The sequence below is a fragment of the Streptomyces sp. NPDC059010 genome, from assembly GCF_042740355.1.
GTDB lineage: Bacteria > Actinomycetota > Actinomycetes > Streptomycetales > Streptomycetaceae > Streptomyces.
This window is the reverse complement of record NZ_JBHYJA010000014.1, coordinates 194,379-211,556: the sequence shown is the minus strand read 5'-3', so window position 1 is coordinate 211,556 and position 17,178 is coordinate 194,379. Positions and strand designations below refer to the sequence as shown.

At 71.9% G+C, this 17,178-nt stretch carries 14 protein-coding genes and 1 tRNA gene; 7 read left to right on the top strand and 8 right to left on the bottom strand.

Going from position 1 to position 17,178, the window contains the following annotated elements; translation table 11 throughout:
• Positions 1-96 precede the first annotated feature (96 nt).
• The 3 genes from ACFWYS_RS17635 to ACFWYS_RS17625 form a co-directional block, all read right to left on the bottom strand.
• A complete protein-coding gene (locus ACFWYS_RS17635) occupies positions 97-2,178 on the bottom strand; it encodes an MDR family MFS transporter (RefSeq protein ID WP_384769032.1) in 2,082 nt (693 codons plus the stop codon).
• 136 nt (positions 2,179-2,314) lie between these two features.
• The gene (gene cobF, locus ACFWYS_RS17630) at positions 2,315-3,088 is read right to left on the bottom strand and encodes a precorrin-6A synthase (deacetylating) (RefSeq protein ID WP_384769028.1); all 774 of its coding nucleotides are present in this window, start codon (positions 3,086-3,088) and stop codon (positions 2,315-2,317) included.
• A 102-nt stretch (positions 3,089-3,190) separates the two neighbouring features.
• Positions 3,191-3,712 (bottom strand): DUF309 domain-containing protein, encoded by a 522-nt coding sequence (locus tag ACFWYS_RS17625; protein WP_384769025.1) that lies wholly within the window; start codon positions 3,710-3,712, stop codon positions 3,191-3,193.
• Between the two features lie 118 nt (positions 3,713-3,830).
• On the opposite strand from ACFWYS_RS17625, the gene ACFWYS_RS17620 reads away from it, so the two are divergent.
• The 3 genes from ACFWYS_RS17620 (at position 3,831) to ACFWYS_RS17610 (ending at position 7,079) form a co-directional block, all read left to right on the top strand.
• Positions 3,831-3,904 (top strand) — tRNA-Pro (locus tag ACFWYS_RS17620).
• A gap of 251 nt (positions 3,905-4,155) precedes the next feature.
• Positions 4,156-6,309: a glycosyltransferase gene (locus ACFWYS_RS17615; RefSeq protein WP_384769022.1), complete on the top strand. Its 2,154-nt coding sequence runs from the start codon at positions 4,156-4,158 to the stop codon at positions 6,307-6,309.
• Positions 6,306-7,079, top strand: a complete 774-nt coding sequence (locus tag ACFWYS_RS17610) for a polysaccharide deacetylase family protein (protein WP_384769019.1) — start codon at positions 6,306-6,308, stop codon at positions 7,077-7,079. Before ACFWYS_RS17615 ends, ACFWYS_RS17610 begins: the two co-directional genes overlap by 4 nt.
• Here the strand turns inward: ACFWYS_RS17610 and ACFWYS_RS17605 are convergent.
• From ACFWYS_RS17605 to ACFWYS_RS17595, 3 genes are read right to left on the bottom strand one after another with little or no spacing between them, the layout of a single operon-like run.
• Positions 6,992-8,281, bottom strand: coding sequence for a glycosyltransferase (locus tag ACFWYS_RS17605; protein ID WP_384769016.1), 1,290 nt, complete (start codon positions 8,279-8,281; stop codon positions 6,992-6,994). The two genes, ACFWYS_RS17610 and ACFWYS_RS17605, sit on opposite strands and share 88 nt — an antisense overlap.
• The gene (locus tag ACFWYS_RS17600) at positions 8,278-9,576 is read right to left on the bottom strand and encodes an ATP-grasp domain-containing protein (RefSeq protein WP_384769014.1); all 1,299 of its coding nucleotides are present in this window, start codon (positions 9,574-9,576) and stop codon (positions 8,278-8,280) included. Before ACFWYS_RS17600 ends, ACFWYS_RS17605 begins: the two co-directional genes overlap by 4 nt.
• A 13-nt stretch (positions 9,577-9,589) precedes the next feature.
• Complete coding sequence (locus ACFWYS_RS17595) at positions 9,590-11,017, bottom strand: exopolysaccharide biosynthesis polyprenyl glycosylphosphotransferase (RefSeq protein WP_384769011.1); 1,428 nt, start codon at positions 11,015-11,017, stop codon at positions 9,590-9,592.
• A gap of 125 nt (positions 11,018-11,142) precedes the next feature.
• Here ACFWYS_RS17595 and ACFWYS_RS17590 point away from each other — a divergent pair, with 125 nt between their 5' ends.
• Positions 11,143-12,393, top strand: coding sequence for an NAD(P)-binding domain-containing protein (locus ACFWYS_RS17590; RefSeq protein ID WP_384769008.1), 1,251 nt, complete (start codon positions 11,143-11,145; stop codon positions 12,391-12,393).
• Positions 12,394-12,397: 4 nt separating this feature from the next.
• Here the strand turns inward: ACFWYS_RS17590 and ACFWYS_RS17585 are convergent, their stop codons facing one another.
• Positions 12,398-13,399, bottom strand: coding sequence for a glycoside hydrolase family 43 protein (locus tag ACFWYS_RS17585; RefSeq protein WP_384769141.1), 1,002 nt, complete (start codon positions 13,397-13,399; stop codon positions 12,398-12,400).
• A 152-nt stretch (positions 13,400-13,551) separates the two neighbouring features.
• Between ACFWYS_RS17585 and ACFWYS_RS17580 the strand changes: the two genes are divergently transcribed.
• The 3 genes from ACFWYS_RS17580 to ACFWYS_RS17570 all read left to right on the top strand — a co-directional run bounded on the left by ACFWYS_RS17580 (position 13,552) and on the right by ACFWYS_RS17570 (position 16,166).
• Entirely contained in the window at positions 13,552-14,214 is a 663-nt protein-coding gene (locus tag ACFWYS_RS17580; protein ID WP_384769005.1) for an NUDIX domain-containing protein, read from the top strand.
• A 100-nt stretch (positions 14,215-14,314) separates the two neighbouring features.
• A complete protein-coding gene (locus ACFWYS_RS17575; RefSeq protein ID WP_384769002.1) occupies positions 14,315-15,298 on the top strand; it encodes an aldo/keto reductase in 984 nt (327 codons plus the stop codon).
• A gap of 58 nt (positions 15,299-15,356) precedes the next feature.
• On the top strand, positions 15,357-16,166 hold the full coding sequence (locus tag ACFWYS_RS17570) for a DUF427 domain-containing protein (RefSeq protein WP_384768999.1): 810 nt from the start codon (positions 15,357-15,359) through the stop codon (positions 16,164-16,166).
• A 30-nt stretch (positions 16,167-16,196) separates the two neighbouring features.
• Here ACFWYS_RS17570 and ACFWYS_RS17565 read toward each other — a convergent pair whose 3' ends face one another.
• Positions 16,197-16,919: a TetR/AcrR family transcriptional regulator gene (locus ACFWYS_RS17565; RefSeq protein WP_384768997.1), complete on the bottom strand. Its 723-nt coding sequence runs from the start codon at positions 16,917-16,919 to the stop codon at positions 16,197-16,199.
• Positions 16,920-17,178: the final 259 nt, after the last annotated feature.

Here is a 17,178-nt window from a genome sequence, read left to right as displayed (position 1 = left end):
CGTGTCGGCCACCACCGACCCCATGATGAGTACCGAGAACCCGCCCCGGCCGCCCGGCCGAAGAGCGGCGGGCCGCCCGTCATCGTGACTCGCCCGTCATCGTGACTCGCTCGGCGCGAGTTCCTTGGCGCGGCTGGGCAGCCCGGCGCTCAGGTCCTCGACCAGCAGACGCTTGGCGATCGTGTGGACCGCGTCGCGCAGATCCGTGCCCGGCGGACGGCCGATGTCCTCGTGCACCCGCTGTTCGAGCCAGGTGCCCCACGCCTTGCCGATGACCTGGGCCTCGCGGGCGCCCGCCGCGGTGTGGGAGACGAGGGAGTCGTCGCGGGTGAGATAGCCCTCCTGGACCATCCGGTCGAAGACCGGCAGGAGTACTTCCGGGGGCATGTGGCGACGGGCCGCGATCAGTCCGAGGCTGGCGTGGCCGACCAGGTTGGTCAGCAGCTCGACCTGGATCACCGCCCAGGCGCCGGCCACATCGAGCCGGGTGTCGGAGTCCGCGATGATCCGGCGTGCGGTGTCGGGCCCCAGACCGCCGATGATCTTCCCGACGGACGCCTCCAGAAGCCGCTGTGCGTTGGCGTCGTGCGGCGACGCGAACCCGTCGCCCATGTCGGTGGACCCCATCCGCGCACTGTCGCGCAACGGCACCTGCTTGAGGAACAGGGCGACGAAGAAGCCGAGCGCCGCGACCGGCACCGTCCACAGGAAGACGGTCTGGAGTGTGTCGGCGTAGGCCTCGACGATGGGGGCGGCGGTGTCGGGCGGCAGCCCGTGCAGGCCCTCGGGGCTGGTCGCGGCCTGGGAGATGGCGGCCGGATCGAGGCCGGAGCCGGTCTGCGCGGCGGCCTCGACGGCCTCGGTGAGGTTGGGCGTGAGCGTGTTGGTGTAGATGGTGCCGAAGACGGCCGTGCCGAACGAACTGCCCAGCGTACGGAAGAAGGTGACGCCGGACGTGGCGGTGCCGAGGTCGGCGTAGACGACCGTGTTCTGCACGGCGATCGTCAGGACCTGCATGGACAGGCCGATGCCGGTGCCCAGCACGCACATGTACAGCGACTCCAGCCAGGCACTCGTCGACGGCCCCATCAGGGACATCAGGAACAGCCCGACGGCCATCACCAGGGAGCCGACGATCGGGAAGATCCGGTACTTCCCGGTCTTGCTGACGACGGTGCCGCTGAACACGGAGGCGACGAGCAGTCCGGCCACCATGGGCAGCGTCCGCACCCCGGAGATGGTGGCCGAGTCGCCGTCGACGTACTGCAGATAGGTCGGCAGATAGGTCATCGCGCCGAGCATGGCGAAGCCGACGATGAAGCTGAGGACGGAGCACACCGAGAAGACCGGGTTGGCGAACAGCCGCATCGGCAGCATCGGTTCGGCGGCTCGTGTCTCGGCCCAGCAGAACAGCCCGAGGGCGACGGCACCGCCGACGAACAGACCGATGATGACGCCCGAGTTCCAGGGATACTCGTTGCCGCCCCAACTCGTCGCCAGAATCAGCGCGCTGGCGCCGACCGCGACGAGCCCGATGCCCAGGTAGTCGATGATCGGCCGGGACGCCGACTTCACGACCGGGATGGTCCGGGCCGCCGCGATGACGACGACGATCGCGATCGGGACGTTGACGTAGAACGCCCAGCGCCAGGTGAGGTGATCGGTGAACAGCCCGCCCAGCAGCGGCCCGATCACCGTCGCCACCCCGAACACGGCGCCGATCGCGCCCTGGTACTTGCCGCGCTCCCGGAGCGGGATGACGTCCGCGATCAACGCCATCGCCGTCACCATCAGACCGCCGGCCCCGATGCCCTGCATCGCCCGCCAGACGATCAGCAGCGTCATGTTGGAGGCCAGGCCGCACAGGAACGAGCCCGTGATGAACACGATCGCGGAGACCTGGAAGACGACCTTGCGGCCGAAGAGGTCGCCGAACTTGCCGACCAGGGCCGTCGAGACGGTCTCGGCGAGCAGGTACGACGTCACCACCCAGGACATGTGCTCGGCCCCGCCCAGGTCCGACACGATCGTCGGCAGCGCGGTGCCCACGATCGTCTGGTCGAGGGCCGCGAGCAGCATCCCCAGCATGATCGTCACGAAGACGACATTGCGCCGGCGCGCGTCCAGCACGGGCGGCTGGGAGGCGCCGGACGGCGCGGTTTCCTCGACGAGGCTCACGGGGCCACGATCACAGCGGTGGACCCGCGACGCATGCGGAGACGGTCCGCTCGGGTGCCGCGAGGCGGCAGGCGGTGGCCGCCTTCTGGGAGCCTGTGAAGGCGCCTGCTGCCCGCCTGCTTCGCCTACTGCTCTCTCACTGCTCGTTCGGCTTCCGGCGCAGCAGATACGTGTCCATGATCCAGCCCTTTCGCTCCCGTGCCTCGGCGCGCAGCCGCTCGATACGGGGTGCGGCCTCGGCGATCGGGCCGGAGGCGAGGATCTCGTCCGGGGTGCCTATGTACGCGCCCCAGTAGATGTCGATGTCCTGGTCGGTGTACCGCCGGAAGGTCTGGTGGGCGTCGAGCATCACGACCACGTCGTCCACGCCCTCGGGGAAGCCCTCGGCCAGCCGCCGCCCGGTGGTGATCTGCACGGGCCGGGCCACTCGGTTCAGTCCCGTCCGATGCCGGGCGACGAGCGCGGAGACACTGCTGATGCCGGGCACGACGTCGTACTCGAAGTCGACCTCGCCCTTGTCGAGGACCTCCTGAAGGATCCCGAGCGTGCTGTCGTACAGCGCGGGATCACCCCAGACCAGGAACGCGCCGGTCTCGTCGTCGCCCAGCTCCTCGGCGATCAGCCGCTCGTAGATCCCGGCGCGGGCACTGCGCCAGTCCCCGACGGCGGGGGAGTAGGAGGCACCCCCGGCGGCCCGGTCCCGCTCCGGGTCCCGAGCCTGCACAACCCGATAGGTGCCCTCCGTTATGTGCGCGTCCAGCATGTCCCGGCGCAGCTGCGTGAGGTCCGACTTCACCTCGCCCTTGTCGAGGATGAAGAACACGTCCGTGTCCCGCAGCGCCCTGACCGCCTGCAGCGTCAGCTGCTCGGGATCGCCCGCCCCAATACCGATGACATGAATCTTTCGCACGCCACGAGTCTGCCCCATGCCACTGACAGCGAGGACAGCGCGCCCGCCTATGACGAGGTCGGCCGACGAGGTCAGCACGCCCGCCTCACACCGAGCGCCTCGCTACGACGCCCCGCGCAACCGGGGCGCCCGGTCTCCCGCGTCCACGGTCGCGCCGCCCTCCTCCACGGTCCCGGCCAGCTCCCGCGCCCACCCGGCCACGCCCGCGAGATCCATCCCGTACGGCCGCGCCCGCCGCTCCGCCGACGCCCACTCCTCGACCGCCCCGGCCCCGCGCCGCAGCAGCCGCGCCCCGCCGGTGACGTTCCCCCGGGCCGCGTGCGTCAGCCCCACCGCGAGCTGGGCCAGTCCCCGCCACAGGGCCCGCTCCTCGTCGGGGCCGCTCTTCCAGGCGTCCTCGAACACCTCGTGGGCATGGAACGGCTTCCCCGCGTCGAGCAGTTCCTGCGCCTCCGCGACGGTCTGCTCCGGCGTGCGGACGACACCCTCGGGCTGGCGGTCGACGCCCTCCGCGCCGTAGGGCAGCGGCCGTCCGAGGCCGTCCCGCGGCCGGGCGTTGCGTGCCCGCCCCTCGCTGTCCCGGTCCCGTGCGCCTGTCCGTCGCTCGGACGATGAGTTACCCATACGCCGATTGTGCCCGGCCGGCGGATTCCGCCCGGCCGGCGCCCGCTGCGGCGCGGCCCCCGCCGTGAGGTAAAGTTCTCTTCGCGCGATCACGCGGTTCACCGCGGGTCGGCAGCATCGGGACGTGGCGCAGCTTGGTAGCGCACTTGACTGGGGGTCAAGGGGTCGCAGGTTCAAATCCTGTCGTCCCGACGGTGCGAAGGGTCTTCGCGGGCGAGAGCCTGCGGGGGCCCTTTTTGTATGCCCGCCTTTCTGTGCCCGCCGGTGTCTCCGCCGGGTCCGCGTAGCCACCGTCGCAGCCTCACCTTGACCGATGTCCGTTTTGATGTAGTGTGTACGTATACATCGTAAACATCTCTGGGTGACTGTCGTGAGTCCTCTGATCGGTCCTGGTCCGCTGTCTTGGGTCGTCGGCGGACCAGGACCCGCGAGGAGGAGGGCACATGAACCGTCCACTGCGTGTCACGGTGGTCACGACCGCCGGGATCCTCGGCGGTGCGGAAGTCTGGCTGCTCGCGTTGCTCGACGCGACCGACCGGCTGGACGTGGACGCGGTGATGCTGGGCAAAGGGCCCCTGGGTGAGGAGTTCCGCCGCAGGGGAGTGCCCTGTGTCACGCTTCCGACGGGGCGGACCGGGGCGGCGATCGTGGCCTCCGCGCTGTCGCTCGCGCGCCGGTTGCGGGCCGACCGGCCGGACGTGGTCCTCGCCAACGGGATCAAGGCGGCGTGTGTGTGCGCCCTGGCCGCGTGGTGCACCGGGGTGCGCTGCGTGTGGGCCAAGCACGACTACACCCACCCCCGCCTGATGAAGCTCCTGGCCGCGCTCATCGACGACTGCGTGGGGACGGCGGACGGACTGGTCGTCGCCTCGCGGCATCCCCGTGCCGTACTCGTACCGTTCCCCGCGCCGGAGGGCACCGCACTGCCCCGTGAGGCCGCCCGGGAGGAGCTGGTCCGACACGGTGCGCGGCTCAACGGCCACGACGAGCGGCTGCTGCTCACCGTCAGCCGGCTGGTCTTCAACAAAGGCGTGGACAACGCGATCGAGGCACTGGCGCAGCCCGGCGGCGAGCGCTGGCGGCTGGCCGTCGTCGGGGGCGAGGATCCGACCGAACCCGGGGAGCAGGACCGGCTCTCGCAGCTGGCCACCGACCTCGGCGTGGGCGACCGCGTCGACTTCACGGGCTTCATCAAAGACGCCTGGCGGATCATCCCCGGAGCCGACGCCGCCGCGGTGCTGACCAAACCCACCCCCGCCATGCCCCATCCGGAGGGGTTCGGGGCGGTCGCCCTGGAGGCGATGCGCTCCGCGGTCCCCGTGATCACCACGCCGGGCCCCGTCGCCGACCGGGTGGCGGAACCGGGCGCCGCGCACGCCGGGATCGCCGTGCCGCCCGGTGACTCCACCGAGGTCGGCCAAGCGCTGCGCCGTTTGACGGACCACGACACACGCGCCGCCATGGGCACCGTGGGACACCGGCTGACCGCGTCCCATCCGGGCCCCGCCGACTGCGCCGGACGGCTGGTGCAGATCCTCTCCGAGACCGCTCGGCTGCCCGGCGCGGGACTGACCGGGAGCGCGCCGGTCTCGGTGGTGACGACCGTGCTCGACGAGGCCGATGTGATCGACCGGCTGCTCGGCCTGCTGGCGCCCCAACTGGTCGAGGACGGCGACGAGATCGTCGTGGTAGACGGCGGCTCGACCGACGACACGGCCGACCGGGTCGAGGCCTGGGCCGCGAAGGACGCCCGCATCCGGCTGCTCCGCCTCCCCGGCTCCACCATCTCGGCCGGCCGCAACGCCGGTGTGCGCGCGGCGGGCAACGCGCTGATCGCCTGCACCGACGCCGGCTGCTACCCCGAGCCGGACTGGCTGGCCCGGCTGCGTGCGGCGGCGGCCGAGTCCGTTCCGCCCGCCCTGATCACCGGCGTCTACCGGGCGGACGGGCAGGGGGCGTTGAGCCGGGCCATGTCGGCGGTGGGGTATCCGGTGCCCGAGGAGGCCCGTCATCCGGGTCCCTGGACCCGCGTGTACTGCCGGCTCTTCGGCCGTGGCCTGGACGCGGCCATGCCCACCGGGCGTTCTATGGCCTTCTCCCGCTCCGCCTGGCAGGACGCCGGGGGATTCCCCGAGCATCTGCACACCGCCGAGGACGTGCTCTTCGGCCGCGCCGTCGTCGGGGCCGGCCATCGGGCGGTGCTGGCCTCCGCCGCCGAGGTGGGCTGGGAACAGCGGCCGACGCTGCGCCGGACGGCGGCGATGTACTTCCACTACGGCGAGGGCGGCGGACGGTCCGCCGACCCGCGCCTGGTGGGCCGGGACATGGCCCGAGCGGGCGCCTACGCCCTCGGTCTCGCCGCGCTGGTGACGGGCCCACGCGCCCGCTTCGCCGCGGCCACCGCGTTCACGGCGTATGTGTCACTGCCGCTCACCAGGGCCGTGCGCCGACACCACTGGACGGCCGTGCCGCTCGTCCCCTTCGCCGCGGCGGTCCGCGACCTCGCCAAGGCGGCCGGGGCCGGGCGCGGACTGGCCGGCCGGCTGAGGTCGGGCCGGGCCACCGCGGACGCTTCGGACAAGGACGGTGCCTCATGAACCACGCCCACGCCTCCAGGCAACCGCTGGTGCTGATGTACCACGGTGTCGGCCTGCGCTCCGCGAGCCAGGACCCGTTCTGCCTGTTCGTCCCGCCGGACACCCTCTACCGGCAACTGCGCGGGCTGCTCGACCGGGGCTGGACGCCCCTGACGCTCCGCCGCTACCTGCGCGGCGGCTTCCCCAGGCGCAGCGTGCTGGTGACCTTCGACGACGGCTACCGGGGCCTGCTGGACGAGGGCGTGCCGGTCCTGGGAAAACTGGGGTTCCCCGCCACCGCGTTCGTGCTCAGCGGCGTACTCGGCGGCACCTCCGCATGGATGGCCGAGATGCCCGACGAGCCGCTGCTGGACGCCGACGGTGTGCGCGCCCTGGCCGACGCGGGACTGGATGTCGAATGCCACGGATGGGACCACAGCGACCTCGCCAACGCCGGGCCCGGGACCCTCGTCCGCAATCTCAGGGATGCCGCGGCGGCCCTGGCCGACATCACCGGCAGGCGCGCCCGCGCGTTCGCCTACCCCTACGGAACGCACGACCCCGCCGCCCGCAGAGCAGCGGCCGAAGCCGGGTTCGAGGTCGCGTTCAGCGTGCACGACGGCGCCGGGCGCTACGCCATCCCGCGCGTCGACATCAACGCCACCGAGATCGACGCGACCTTCCGTCTGAAGACCTGGCGCGGCTATCCCGCCGTCCGCCGGGTGTCCGGCGCGGTGCCACTGCTGCGCCCCGCCCTGCACTCCCTGATCGGCTTCGCCCAACGGCCCTGACGGCCTTGGCGGTTCTGACGGCCTAGAGGACGGCCTTGAGGGCTCTGGCGGCCTCGCCGGTCCTGACTGCCGCGCGGGCTCGCCGCCCAGACGCTGCGGGCGTCGTCGTACACGGTGTACATCCGCTCCACGACCTGCCGTACGTCGTGATGGCGGCGGACGTGTATCCCCGCCTCCGCACCGAGCGCCCGGCCGGTCGCCGGATCGGCGAGCAGGCGGGCCATCGCGGTCGCGAGCGCGCCCGGGTCCTCCAACGGGACGACGGCGAAGGGCACATGGTGGGGCGGGAGGAACTCCCGGGCCCCCGGCACATCGGTGACGACGACAGGGCGGGAGCAGGCCATGGCCTCCAGCGGGGCGAGCGCCATCCCGGCTTCCCAGCGGGAGGCCAGGACCACGAGATCGGCCGCGAGATACCAGTCACGAGGGTCCACGACGGCTCCGGCGAAGCCGACGGACGACGACGCCCGTGCCGCCAGAACCGAACGGTCCAGCCCGCCCCCGACCAGGACCAGCCCCGCCCCCGGAATCCGCCCCTCGACCTCCGTCCAGGCGTCGAGCAGCACGTCCTGCCCCTTCTGACGGCACAGGCGTGCCACGCACACGGCCAGCGGACCGGTGCCGCACACGCCGAGCCGCTGCCGAGCGGCGTCACGCGAAGACGCCTCCGGCGGGGTCAGCCAGTCGAGGTCCACCCCGTTGCGTACGACGGTGCAACGGGACCGGATGCCGACGGCCGTCCCGTGGGCACGCTCGCCCTCGCTCACGCACACCACCTGATGCGCCCAGCGCGCTCCCGTCCTCTCCCACCGCACCGTGGCCCTGCGCAGGGCGGCGGCGGACACGGCGTCGAACGACCAGGCATGCGGCTGATAGACGGTCGGCACCCGCCCGCGGATCGCCAGGCGGCCCGCGAGTCCTGCCTTCGCGCTGTGCAGGTGCACCACGTCCGGACGCACCAGGTCCACGATGTGCCGCACTCCGGCGACCTCGCGGGGCAACGCCGGACCGGGGGAGCGCACGGCGTCCCACCGCACCACTCGGGCCCCGCGCCGCGCGGCCGTCCACCACAGCGTGCCGGTCATCGGACAGGCCACGATCACCTGGTCGCCTCTGGCGCACTGCCCGGCGGCCAGATCCGTGACCACCCGGGCGACGCCCGCCTCGCTCGACTGCGCGATATGCAGGATGGTCCGCCTCACGGCGCCGCACCCTTCAGCGCCACCTCACCCCGCGCCACCTCCCCCGGCGCGCCCCCGTCCACTCCCCCTTCGTCCGGACCGCTCTTGCCCCCGGCCATCCGCACCCGCAACGGCTTCGTCAGCCGTCGGGCCACCGTTCCGCTGAACCGCACCGCCTCGGCGACGGCCGGCACCGGATCGTCCCGGCTCACCCAGGCGCGTTCGAGGTTCCGCCGGGGCAGTGGCGCCGGGAGTCGGCGGTCGCGCCAGGCGGTCACCGTGGCCGACACGGCGTCCAGGTTGCCGACGATGAAGCCGCGGCCGTGGATCTGCGACCCATCCGAAATGTGCCGCCCCGTCAGGTCCAGGTACATCGCGCGGACCACGTCCAGCCCCTGCGCCGTGTTGAAGAGGCGGAACTGCTGTCCGAACCGGGGATTGAAGTCGATCAGCTTGTAGCGGCCGTCGCGCCGGTCGAACCGCCAGTCGAGGTCCGCGATCCCGCAGTAGCCGATCGCCCGGCACAACTCGGCGGCCAGTGTCGCGAGGACGGTGTTGCGCCGCGCCCACGCCCGCGTGGTGAGGCCCGACTTGGGCGGCCAGGAGCGGAACTTGTGCCCGGTGAAGACGAACCGGGGTGTGCCTCCCGCGCCGCAGTAGAGGTGGGTGAACCACTCCTCGGCGATGTCGAGCGCGATGTGCTCCTGCACGATGACGGAGGGGGACTCGGCCGCCCCGCACCGGGCGAGCAGCTCCGCCTCGTCGTGCACCACCGTGGTGTGCCCCATCGCGGAGTCGTTCAGCTTGGTGAACGGCTCCTTGTCCTTGAGGACCACCGGGTAGCCCCACTCACGGCTCACCTCGACCAACTCGGCCCGGTCGACCGGCGATCGGGTCCGCGGAGTGGGCACCCCGTGCTCCTCGCAGATCCGGTGCAGCCCCTCCTTGCTGGCCACCCTCCGGGGCAGCGCCGGCGGCACGGGAGGCAGCACGAACCACTCGGCCAGCCGGTCGGCGTTCTCCGCCAGCAGCACGGCGGCCTCGTCGCCCTCCGCCACGGCCACGGTGGGGCGCCCGATCTCCCGGCCCATCCGCAGGAGGAGCGAGACGAGTTCGGACGTGTCCTCGGCGCCGGTCGTCGGGTGGACGAAGCGGCCGGCGAGGTGGCGCGAGAGGGCGACCGGGGTGAACCGGTCCTCGACCATGGCGTACGCCGGAACGCCCATGCGGCCCAGCGTGCGCACCACGCCGAGTCCGCCGTGGAGTTGGGGGAAGCGCCCCACCTTGACGAGCAGTGCCGGTACGGAGTCGCTCATGAGGGGCTCCCGGTCAGCAGGCGCCGGTCCGGCGCACGACCGCGGACGGCGTCCGCAGCAGGATGGACAGGTCCAGGGCGGGCGACCAGTTCTCGACATAGCTCACATCGAGCCGGTCCCGCTCGTCGGTGGGCAGGCAGGAACGACCGCTGACCTGCCACAATCCGCTCATCCCCGGCTTCACCAGCAGCCGGTGACCGCCGTCCTCGCTCAGACGGGCGACCTCGTCCTTCACCAGGGGTCTCGGGCCGACGAGGGACATATGGCCCGCGACCACGTTGAACAGCTGCGGCAGTTCGTCCAGTGAGGACGAGCGCAGGAAGGACCCCGCCCTGGTGACGCGCGGGTCGTCGGCGATCTTGAAGAACCGGTCGCAGCCGTAGCGGTTGAGGTGGGCGAGCCCGGGCTTGAGCAGCTCCGCGCCACGGTGCATCGACCGGAACTTGAGAAGGGTGAACTCCCGGCCGTCGCGCCCGATGCGGCGCTCCCGGTAGAACGAGGGGCCCGGGCTGTCGAGCCGTACCCATACGGCGATGGCCGCCATCAGCGGCGCAAGCAGCAGGATGCCCAGCAGGGCCAGCAGACGGTCGGTCAGCTCCTTGGGGACACGGGACCGCGTGGAGAGCCTGGGCGCGCGCAGCTGCAGCAGGGGCACCCCGGCGACCGGACGCACGGCCAGCCTCCCGGGCGTGACGTCGGCGAGGACCGGCGCGAGCAGCAGGTCGACGCCCGCCGCCCGCAGCTCCCAGGACAAGCGCCGCAGCCTTTCGGCGCCCAGCTCGGGGCCGGGCAGCGCGATGACCGCGTCGCAGCGGGTCCGCCGTACGGTCTTGAGTAGATCCACGGCTTCTCCGGGCACGTCGGCATCGCTCCCCGGAGCCGCCGGGCCGGTGAGACAGACGGCGACGACCTGCGGGCCGGGGGAGCGTCCCCTCCTCAGCGCGGCGAGCAACTCGGCGGCGGACTCGGCGGGGCCGAGCACGAGCACCCGTTCGGCGTTCCCGATCCGGCCCGAGCCGGAGCATGTCCTCGCCCGCCGGCACCGGCGCAGCCCGAGGGTGAGCGCGGCGGCGAGGAGCAGTGCGATCAGGGCGTCGTGCAGCAGGTCGTCGCGGGGTGCGAACAGCCAGGCGGTGCCGGCCGCGGCGGCGGCCACGCAGGTCGCCCGGAGCACCGGGCGCAGGCGGTCCGCGTGGGCATCGGGCCCGTACATCCGTTGTGACGTCAGGAAGAGCAGCCACAGCGGGACGAACACGGCCGGGACGAACCAGCGATGGGAGAGCAGCAGCACCCCGCCCGCGGCGAGGGCCGCGGCGAGCGCGTCGATGGCGAGCAGGACCGGCAGCGCAGAACTGCGGCCCGGACGCCTGCGCGTCCCTTCCGCGGTCCCCGCCGGTCCGGCGCGGGTCGATTCCTCTGCGACGTCCTCTGCGACGGCCACGGCTCGCTACCTCACCTCTTGGCCGGTCTTGATTGCCCTGATGTGTACGTTTACGATGTATATATACATACGTCGGAAATGGGGCAGTAGTCAAGAAGTCGCAGATGGGAAGGTCGGCCAGCGCCATGAAGCCACCAGGAGACACCAAAGTCGCCGTGATAGGCGCAGGCCCTTACGGGCTCTCCGTCGCCGCCCACCTCCGGGCCCGCCAAGTGCCGTACCGGATCTTCGGTGAGCCGATGGAGGGCTGGTGCTCGCACATGCCGCGCGAGATGTACCTCAAGTCGTCCCCCTTCGCCTCGTCGATCTCCGCCCCCGCCTCAGGGCACGGGCTCGGGGACTTCCGGGCCGAGGAAGGCCGTCCCCAAGGCCGCGAGCGGGAACCCGTGCCGCTGTCCGAGTTCGTGCGCTACGGACTCTGGTTCCAGCGGAACTGCGTCCCCGACCTGGAACGGACCGCGGTACGCCATGTCGACCGCTCCCGTGCCGGCCGGTACCGGGTCACGCTGGACTCCGGGGACGAGTTCACCGCGCGCTCCGTCGTCGTCGCCACAGGAGTCAACCCCTTCGCGTACATCCCGCGCGAGCTGACCGAACTACGGGATGACGGCCTCGTCTCGCACACGGCGGACCACACGGACCTGTCCGTGTTCGAGGGCCGGCACGTCATCGTCGTCGGCGGCGGGCAGTCGGCCCTGGAGACCTCCGCCCTGCTGAACGAGGCCGGAGCCCGGCCCGCGGTGGTCGCCCGCACCAGTCCGTCCTTCGGCCCGCCCCCCGAGGCCGACCGGGCACAGGACCGTCCGCTGCATGCCCGACTGCTGTGGCCGGAGGCCGCGATGGGCACCGGATGGCCGCTGGTGGTCTGCAGCCGCGGGCCTTCCGCCATCCGGCACCTGCCGGCCCGGATCCGAGCCCACCTGCTGCGCACGGTCCTCGGACCGTCCGGCGCCTGGTGGCTGCGGGAGCGGGTGCAGGGCCGGGTCCCGGTGCTGTCCGGCCGCAGCCTCCACTCGGCGGCGCGCGAGAACGGCGGGGTGCGGCTGAGCGTGCGCAACCCCGGCGGCGACGTGGAGACCCTGTACGCCGACCACGTCATCGCGGGGACCGGATACCTGGTCGACGTCGACCGGGTGGAACTGCTGAGCGCAGAGGTGCGCCGGGCGGTGCGCAAGTCCGCCCCGGAGCCGCCTCAGCTGGCGGGTGCGCCCCAGCTGTCCGCCGACTTCCAGTCGTCCGTGCCGGGCCTGTACTTCGCGGGTCTCGCCGCCGCTCCCACCTTCGGCCCGCTGCTGCGCTTCGTGTGCGGCACGGGATTCGCCGCCCGGCGCATCAGCACCGCACTGGCGGCGAACGGCTCATCATCGGGCGGCTGAGCCGTCAGCCACCTCCGTCGAGGTCGGTGCGCTGACACAGCACCCGCAACGCGTCGCCGTCGAGCCGCATCTCGTACAGCTTCCCCCGTGCGTTCTCGAAGGGGCGATGGAGGATCATCATCAGCCTGCCGTCGAAGGCGTGGAACAGCATGCCGTGACCGCTGTCGTCGCGGACCAGCGGTCGCCGCTGCTCCCACGGCCCTTCGAGGTCACCGGACCTGGAGACGGCGTAGGTCTGCACATAGCCGCCGCCGACGGTGCCGTCCGGGCCGGCCGTGTGCTTCTCGTACGTCGACCAGAGCATGAGCAGTGCCCCGTCGGGAGAGCGGTGGAGCTGCGGGCCGTCGGTGACATAGGGCGGGAGCTGATGCGGTGCACCGGCGGGGATCTGCTCGCCGAGCCAGGGCGCGTCCGAGGCCTTGAACAGGAAGACCGGGTCTCCGACGGCCCGGGACAGGTCGGGGGCCAGCCGGATCGCCTCCATCGTGCCGTCGACGGTCTGCAGCCACTCGTGCGCGTACACCATCCAGGGCTGCCCGGACGGGGCGACGTAGAGGGTGCCGTCGAGGGTCATGAGGTTCTCGGGCGGGGTGGGGCGTGCGGGGGCGAGGACCCTGAAGGGACCCAGCAGCGAGTCGGACACGGCGATGATCGTGCCGCGCATGTGCTGGGGGAGCTGGAACGGCGTGCCCCAGGGGCCGGGCGGCGGGACCGGGAGCGGCTTGTCCTGGTCGTGCAGCGTGGTGAACAGGAAGTACTTGCCGCCCCAGACGTGCACCTCCGGCGCCCAGCCGCCGTCGGTCGCCCAGAGCCCCTCCTGCCCGCCGGTCCGGAACACGACGACCGGGGGCGTCCAGTCCCGCAGGTCCTGGCTCCGGTAGACCATCGTGCCGGTGCCCTCCACGCCCGACACGGACGGGTCGTTGGAGGTGTAGAGGTGGTAGGTGCGCGTCCTCTCGTCGGCGACGACGAAGGGATCGTGCAGCGGCATGTCGGGCAGTCGCATCAGGTCGGTCTCGGCCACGGGCGCAGAATAGGGCGCCGTCGTGCCGCCGCCGGTGCCGGGATGGTAGAAGCGGGCATGACCAACTTGCTCTTCCGCAGGACCCCGTTCTTCCGCGGGGCCCCGCACACGCCCTTCCGTACGGCGGTCTCCCGATGACCGCCGGTATCGACACCCCCGACCGCCGCGGCCGTACCGGACTCGACCGGACCGGCCGGGACCTGACCGGCAACCCCCGGGTGAAGGTGCGGGACGTGCGGCTGCTGTCCAGCCACTGGTACGTCGAGCGCACGACCACCTTCGACTTCCGGCACGCCGACGGCAGTTGGAGCACCCAGGAGCGCGAGACGCACGACCGCGGCAACGGGGCGACCATGCTGCTGTACGACGCCGAACGCGAAACGGTGCTGCTCACCCGCCAGTTCCGCTTCCCCGTCTACGTCAACGGACATCCCGACGGCATGCTCGTCGAGACACCGGGCGGTCTGCTCGACGACGATGACGAGCATCCGGAGATCGCCGTGCGGCGCGAGGTCGTGGAGGAGACCGGGCACACCATCGGCGAGGTCCGGCACGTCTTCGACGTCTATATGAGCCCGGGCTCGGTGACCGAACGCGTCAGCTTCTACGCCGCCGCCTACGGCCCCTCCACCCGCACGCACGAGGGCGGCGGCCTGGACGAGGAGGGCGAGGACATCGAGATCGTCGAACTGCCCTTCCGCGGGGCCCTGGAGATGATCCGCACCGGTGAGATCGCCGACGCGAAGACCATCATGCTGCTGCAGTGGGCGGCACTGGACGGGCCGTTCGCGAAGTGACCGTGCCCGGATGCCGCGAACTCCCTTGACTTGAAGTGCTCTTCAAGATGAAGACTCCCGTGCGTGCCCCGCAGGAGGGCACGTACGGGAGGGGTTCACCATGAAGTACCGCACCATCGGCACCGGCCCGGACAACCGCCGTGAGGTGAGCGTGCTCGCGCTCGGCGCGATGCTGTTCGGCTCGCGGACCGACGAGGAGACGTCGTTCGCCGTACTCGACCGCTATGTCGAGGCCGGCGGGAACTTCATCGACACGTCCGACAACTACGCCTTCTGGGAGGACGGCGGCCAGGGCGGCCAGAGCGAGCATCTGCTCGGCCGCTGGCGGCGCAGCCGCGGCATCGGCGACGAGATCGTCATCGCGACCAAACTCGGCGCCCGCCCCCTGACCCCCGGCACCGGCTACGTCGACAACCCGGAGGGGCTGTCCGCGAAGGTGATCCGCGAGTCCGCCGAGCGCAGCCGGGAACGGCTCGGCGTGGCGAAGCTCGACCTGCTCTACGCCCACATCGAGGACCACCGGGTCCCCCTCAGGGAGACCGTCGAGGGATTCGCCGAACTGGTCGCCGAGGGCACCGTCGGCCTGCTCGGCGTCAGCAACCACGCCGTCTGGCGGGTGGAGCGGGCCCGCGCGATCGCCGCGGCGGCCGGACTGCCCGGCTACGAGGTCCTCCAGTACGCCCACAGCCATCTCAGGCCGCGCACCGACGTACCCGGCGATCTCTTCCCCGACGGCAGCCTCGGCCACGCGGGCCCCGATCTGCTCGGCTATCTGCGCGCCGAGCCGGGCCTGACCCTGGTCGCCTACTCGCCGCTGCTGAAGGGCGCCTACGTCCACCCGGACCGGCTGCCTTCGGACTACGACCACCCGGGCACCCCGGCCCGTCTGACGGCCCTGCGCGAGGTGGCCCGGGAGACCGGCGCGACCGTCAACCAGGTCGTGCTGGCCTGGCAGATCGGCGGCGAGCTGCCGGTCGTCCCGCTCGTCGGCATGTCGTCGGTGGCCCAGCTGGAGGAGAACCTGGCCGCCGTCGACCTGGAGCTGACCCCGCAGCAGCGGGCCCGGCTCGACGGGGCCCACTGACCGCGCAGCGCACGGAGCGCCGCAGTACGCTCCAGACGGAGCCGAAGGAGAGTGGATCATGACCACTTTGCCCACCGAGCGATCCGTCCGGACCACCCCCGAAGGCCTCCGGTGGGAGCCCAGCGAACGCTGGGTGCGCGGGTACAAGGGCGAGGTCGCCGTCGTGGACAGCCGCCATCCCGTCCTCGTCTGGGAGCCGAGCCTGCCCGTCCCGCAGTACGCCTTCCCGCGCGAGGAGGTCCGCACCGACCTCCTGCGCCCGGCGAAGCGGCCACGGACGGGCAGGCACACCGGATCACAGATCTTCTACGACCTCGAAGTCGCCGGCGAACAGGTGCCGAACGCCGCGTGGACCTTCCCCTCGGACGACCTCGCCGGGCACATCGCCTTCGAGTGGTTCGGGCGCTGGGACAGGGGCCTGGACCACTGGTACGAGGAGGAGGAAGAGATCTTCATCCACCCGCGCGACCCGCACAAACGGGTGGACGCCCTGCCGAGCAGCCGCCATGTACAGGTCGAGATCGCGGGCACGGTCGTGGCGGACACCCACCACCCGGTGCTGCTGTTCGAGACCGGCCTGCCCACGCGGTACTACATCCCGCGCGAGGACGTCCGCCTCGACCTGTTCGACGCCACCGACCACAGCACCGGCTGCCCGTACAAGGGCCGGGCCCATTACTGGACCTGGCGCGCCGGGGGTGACGTCCCGCGCAACATCGTCTGGAGCTATGCGGAGCCGCTGGCCGCGGTCGGCACCGTCAAGGGGCTGCTCGCCTTCTACAACGAGGCCGTCGACATCGTGGTGGACGGCGAACGCCTGGAACGCCCGGTCACGCCGTTCAGCGCGATGCTGCGCACGCAGGCCTGACCGTTCGTCCCCGTGCCCAGAGCCTGTGGCTTACCCCCGGGTGAACCGGTCGAGCAGGGCGTCCAGTCCGACCGCCAGTCCGTCCGGTCCGCCCCGTTTGGCGAGCGCGGTGGCGGTCTCCCGCAGCGTCGGCATCTCCTGGGCCGACAGACGGTGCAGGCCCAGGCGCAACGCCGGGTCCGGCTCGTCGGGGTCGTCCACCGTGGGGCGCAGCTGCACGGACACATAGCCGAGGATCCAGGCGGTGAACGCCTGGAAGGCGGCGGCGCTGCGGACGTCGTCGAGCCCGGCCTCGCGCAGCAGCCGGAGGACCCGCTCGTGGTCCCGCAGGACGGCGGCCGGCGGCCAGGCCGGCGGGATCGCCGGTACGCGGGTGGCGAGCAGGGGGACGGCGTGGGGGTGGGCGTGGCAGGTGTCGTACGTCGCGCGGGCGATCCGGTGGAGTTCGGCGCGCCAGACGGGCATGCCGGGTGTCGTGGCGGGGCCGGGCGCGGTGAGCAGGCGTTCTTCGAGTTCGCGGTAGAGGGACTCGACGACGCCGTCCAGGAGGGCTTCCTTGCTCACGGCATACCGGTAGAGCGCCATCGCCTCCACGCCCAGTTCGGTGCCGAGGCGGCGCATGCTCAGTGCCGGGAGGCCCTCGCGGTCCACCAGGTCCAGCGCGGCGGCCCGGACGCGTTCCCGGTTGAGCCCGCCGAGACGCGCGCTGTCGACGGCGCGATGCGCCGGGTCGGCCTCTGAGCCATTCGCCATTCCGTGCCTCCGTCTTCGCCTTGACGGTCTGCACCTTGCCGTTTAGATTGTACGTTTACATCGTAAATATAGCAGACGGCTGTCTTGAATCCTCTGATCGGCCCCGACCCGCCCCGCCTGACGGCGCTGGTGGACCGGGGTCGATCGCTGCCACTTGACCATTCGGATGCATGGGTGCAAAGTGGACGTATACGACGTAAGTTTACTGGTTAGGGGATGAGTTCCCACCGGGACCCGCTGACAAGACGTCTCAGGATGT

Coding starts and splice junctions, on each gene's coding strand:
- ACFWYS_RS17625 (WP_384769025.1), bottom strand. CDS start 3,712: ATGGGTAACTCATCGTCCGAGCGACGGACAGGCGCACGGGACCGGGAC.
- ACFWYS_RS17615 (WP_384769022.1), top strand. CDS start 4,156: ATGAACCGTCCACTGCGTGTCACGGTGGTCACGACCGCCGGGATCCTC.
- ACFWYS_RS17610 (WP_384769019.1), top strand. CDS start 6,306: ATGAACCACGCCCACGCCTCCAGGCAACCGCTGGTGCTGATGTACCAC.
- ACFWYS_RS17600 (WP_384769014.1), bottom strand. CDS start 9,576: ATGAGCGACTCCGTACCGGCACTGCTCGTCAAGGTGGGGCGCTTCCCC.
- ACFWYS_RS17590 (WP_384769008.1), top strand. CDS start 11,143: ATGAAGCCACCAGGAGACACCAAAGTCGCCGTGATAGGCGCAGGCCCT.
- ACFWYS_RS17585 (WP_384769141.1), bottom strand. CDS start 13,399: ATGCGACTGCCCGACATGCCGCTGCACGATCCCTTCGTCGTCGCCGAC.
- ACFWYS_RS17580 (WP_384769005.1), top strand. CDS start 13,552: ATGACCGCCGGTATCGACACCCCCGACCGCCGCGGCCGTACCGGACTC.
- ACFWYS_RS17575 (WP_384769002.1), top strand. CDS start 14,315: ATGAAGTACCGCACCATCGGCACCGGCCCGGACAACCGCCGTGAGGTG.
- ACFWYS_RS17570 (WP_384768999.1), top strand. CDS start 15,357: ATGACCACTTTGCCCACCGAGCGATCCGTCCGGACCACCCCCGAAGGC.
- ACFWYS_RS17565 (WP_384768997.1), bottom strand. CDS start 16,919: ATGGCGAATGGCTCAGAGGCCGACCCGGCGCATCGCGCCGTCGACAGC.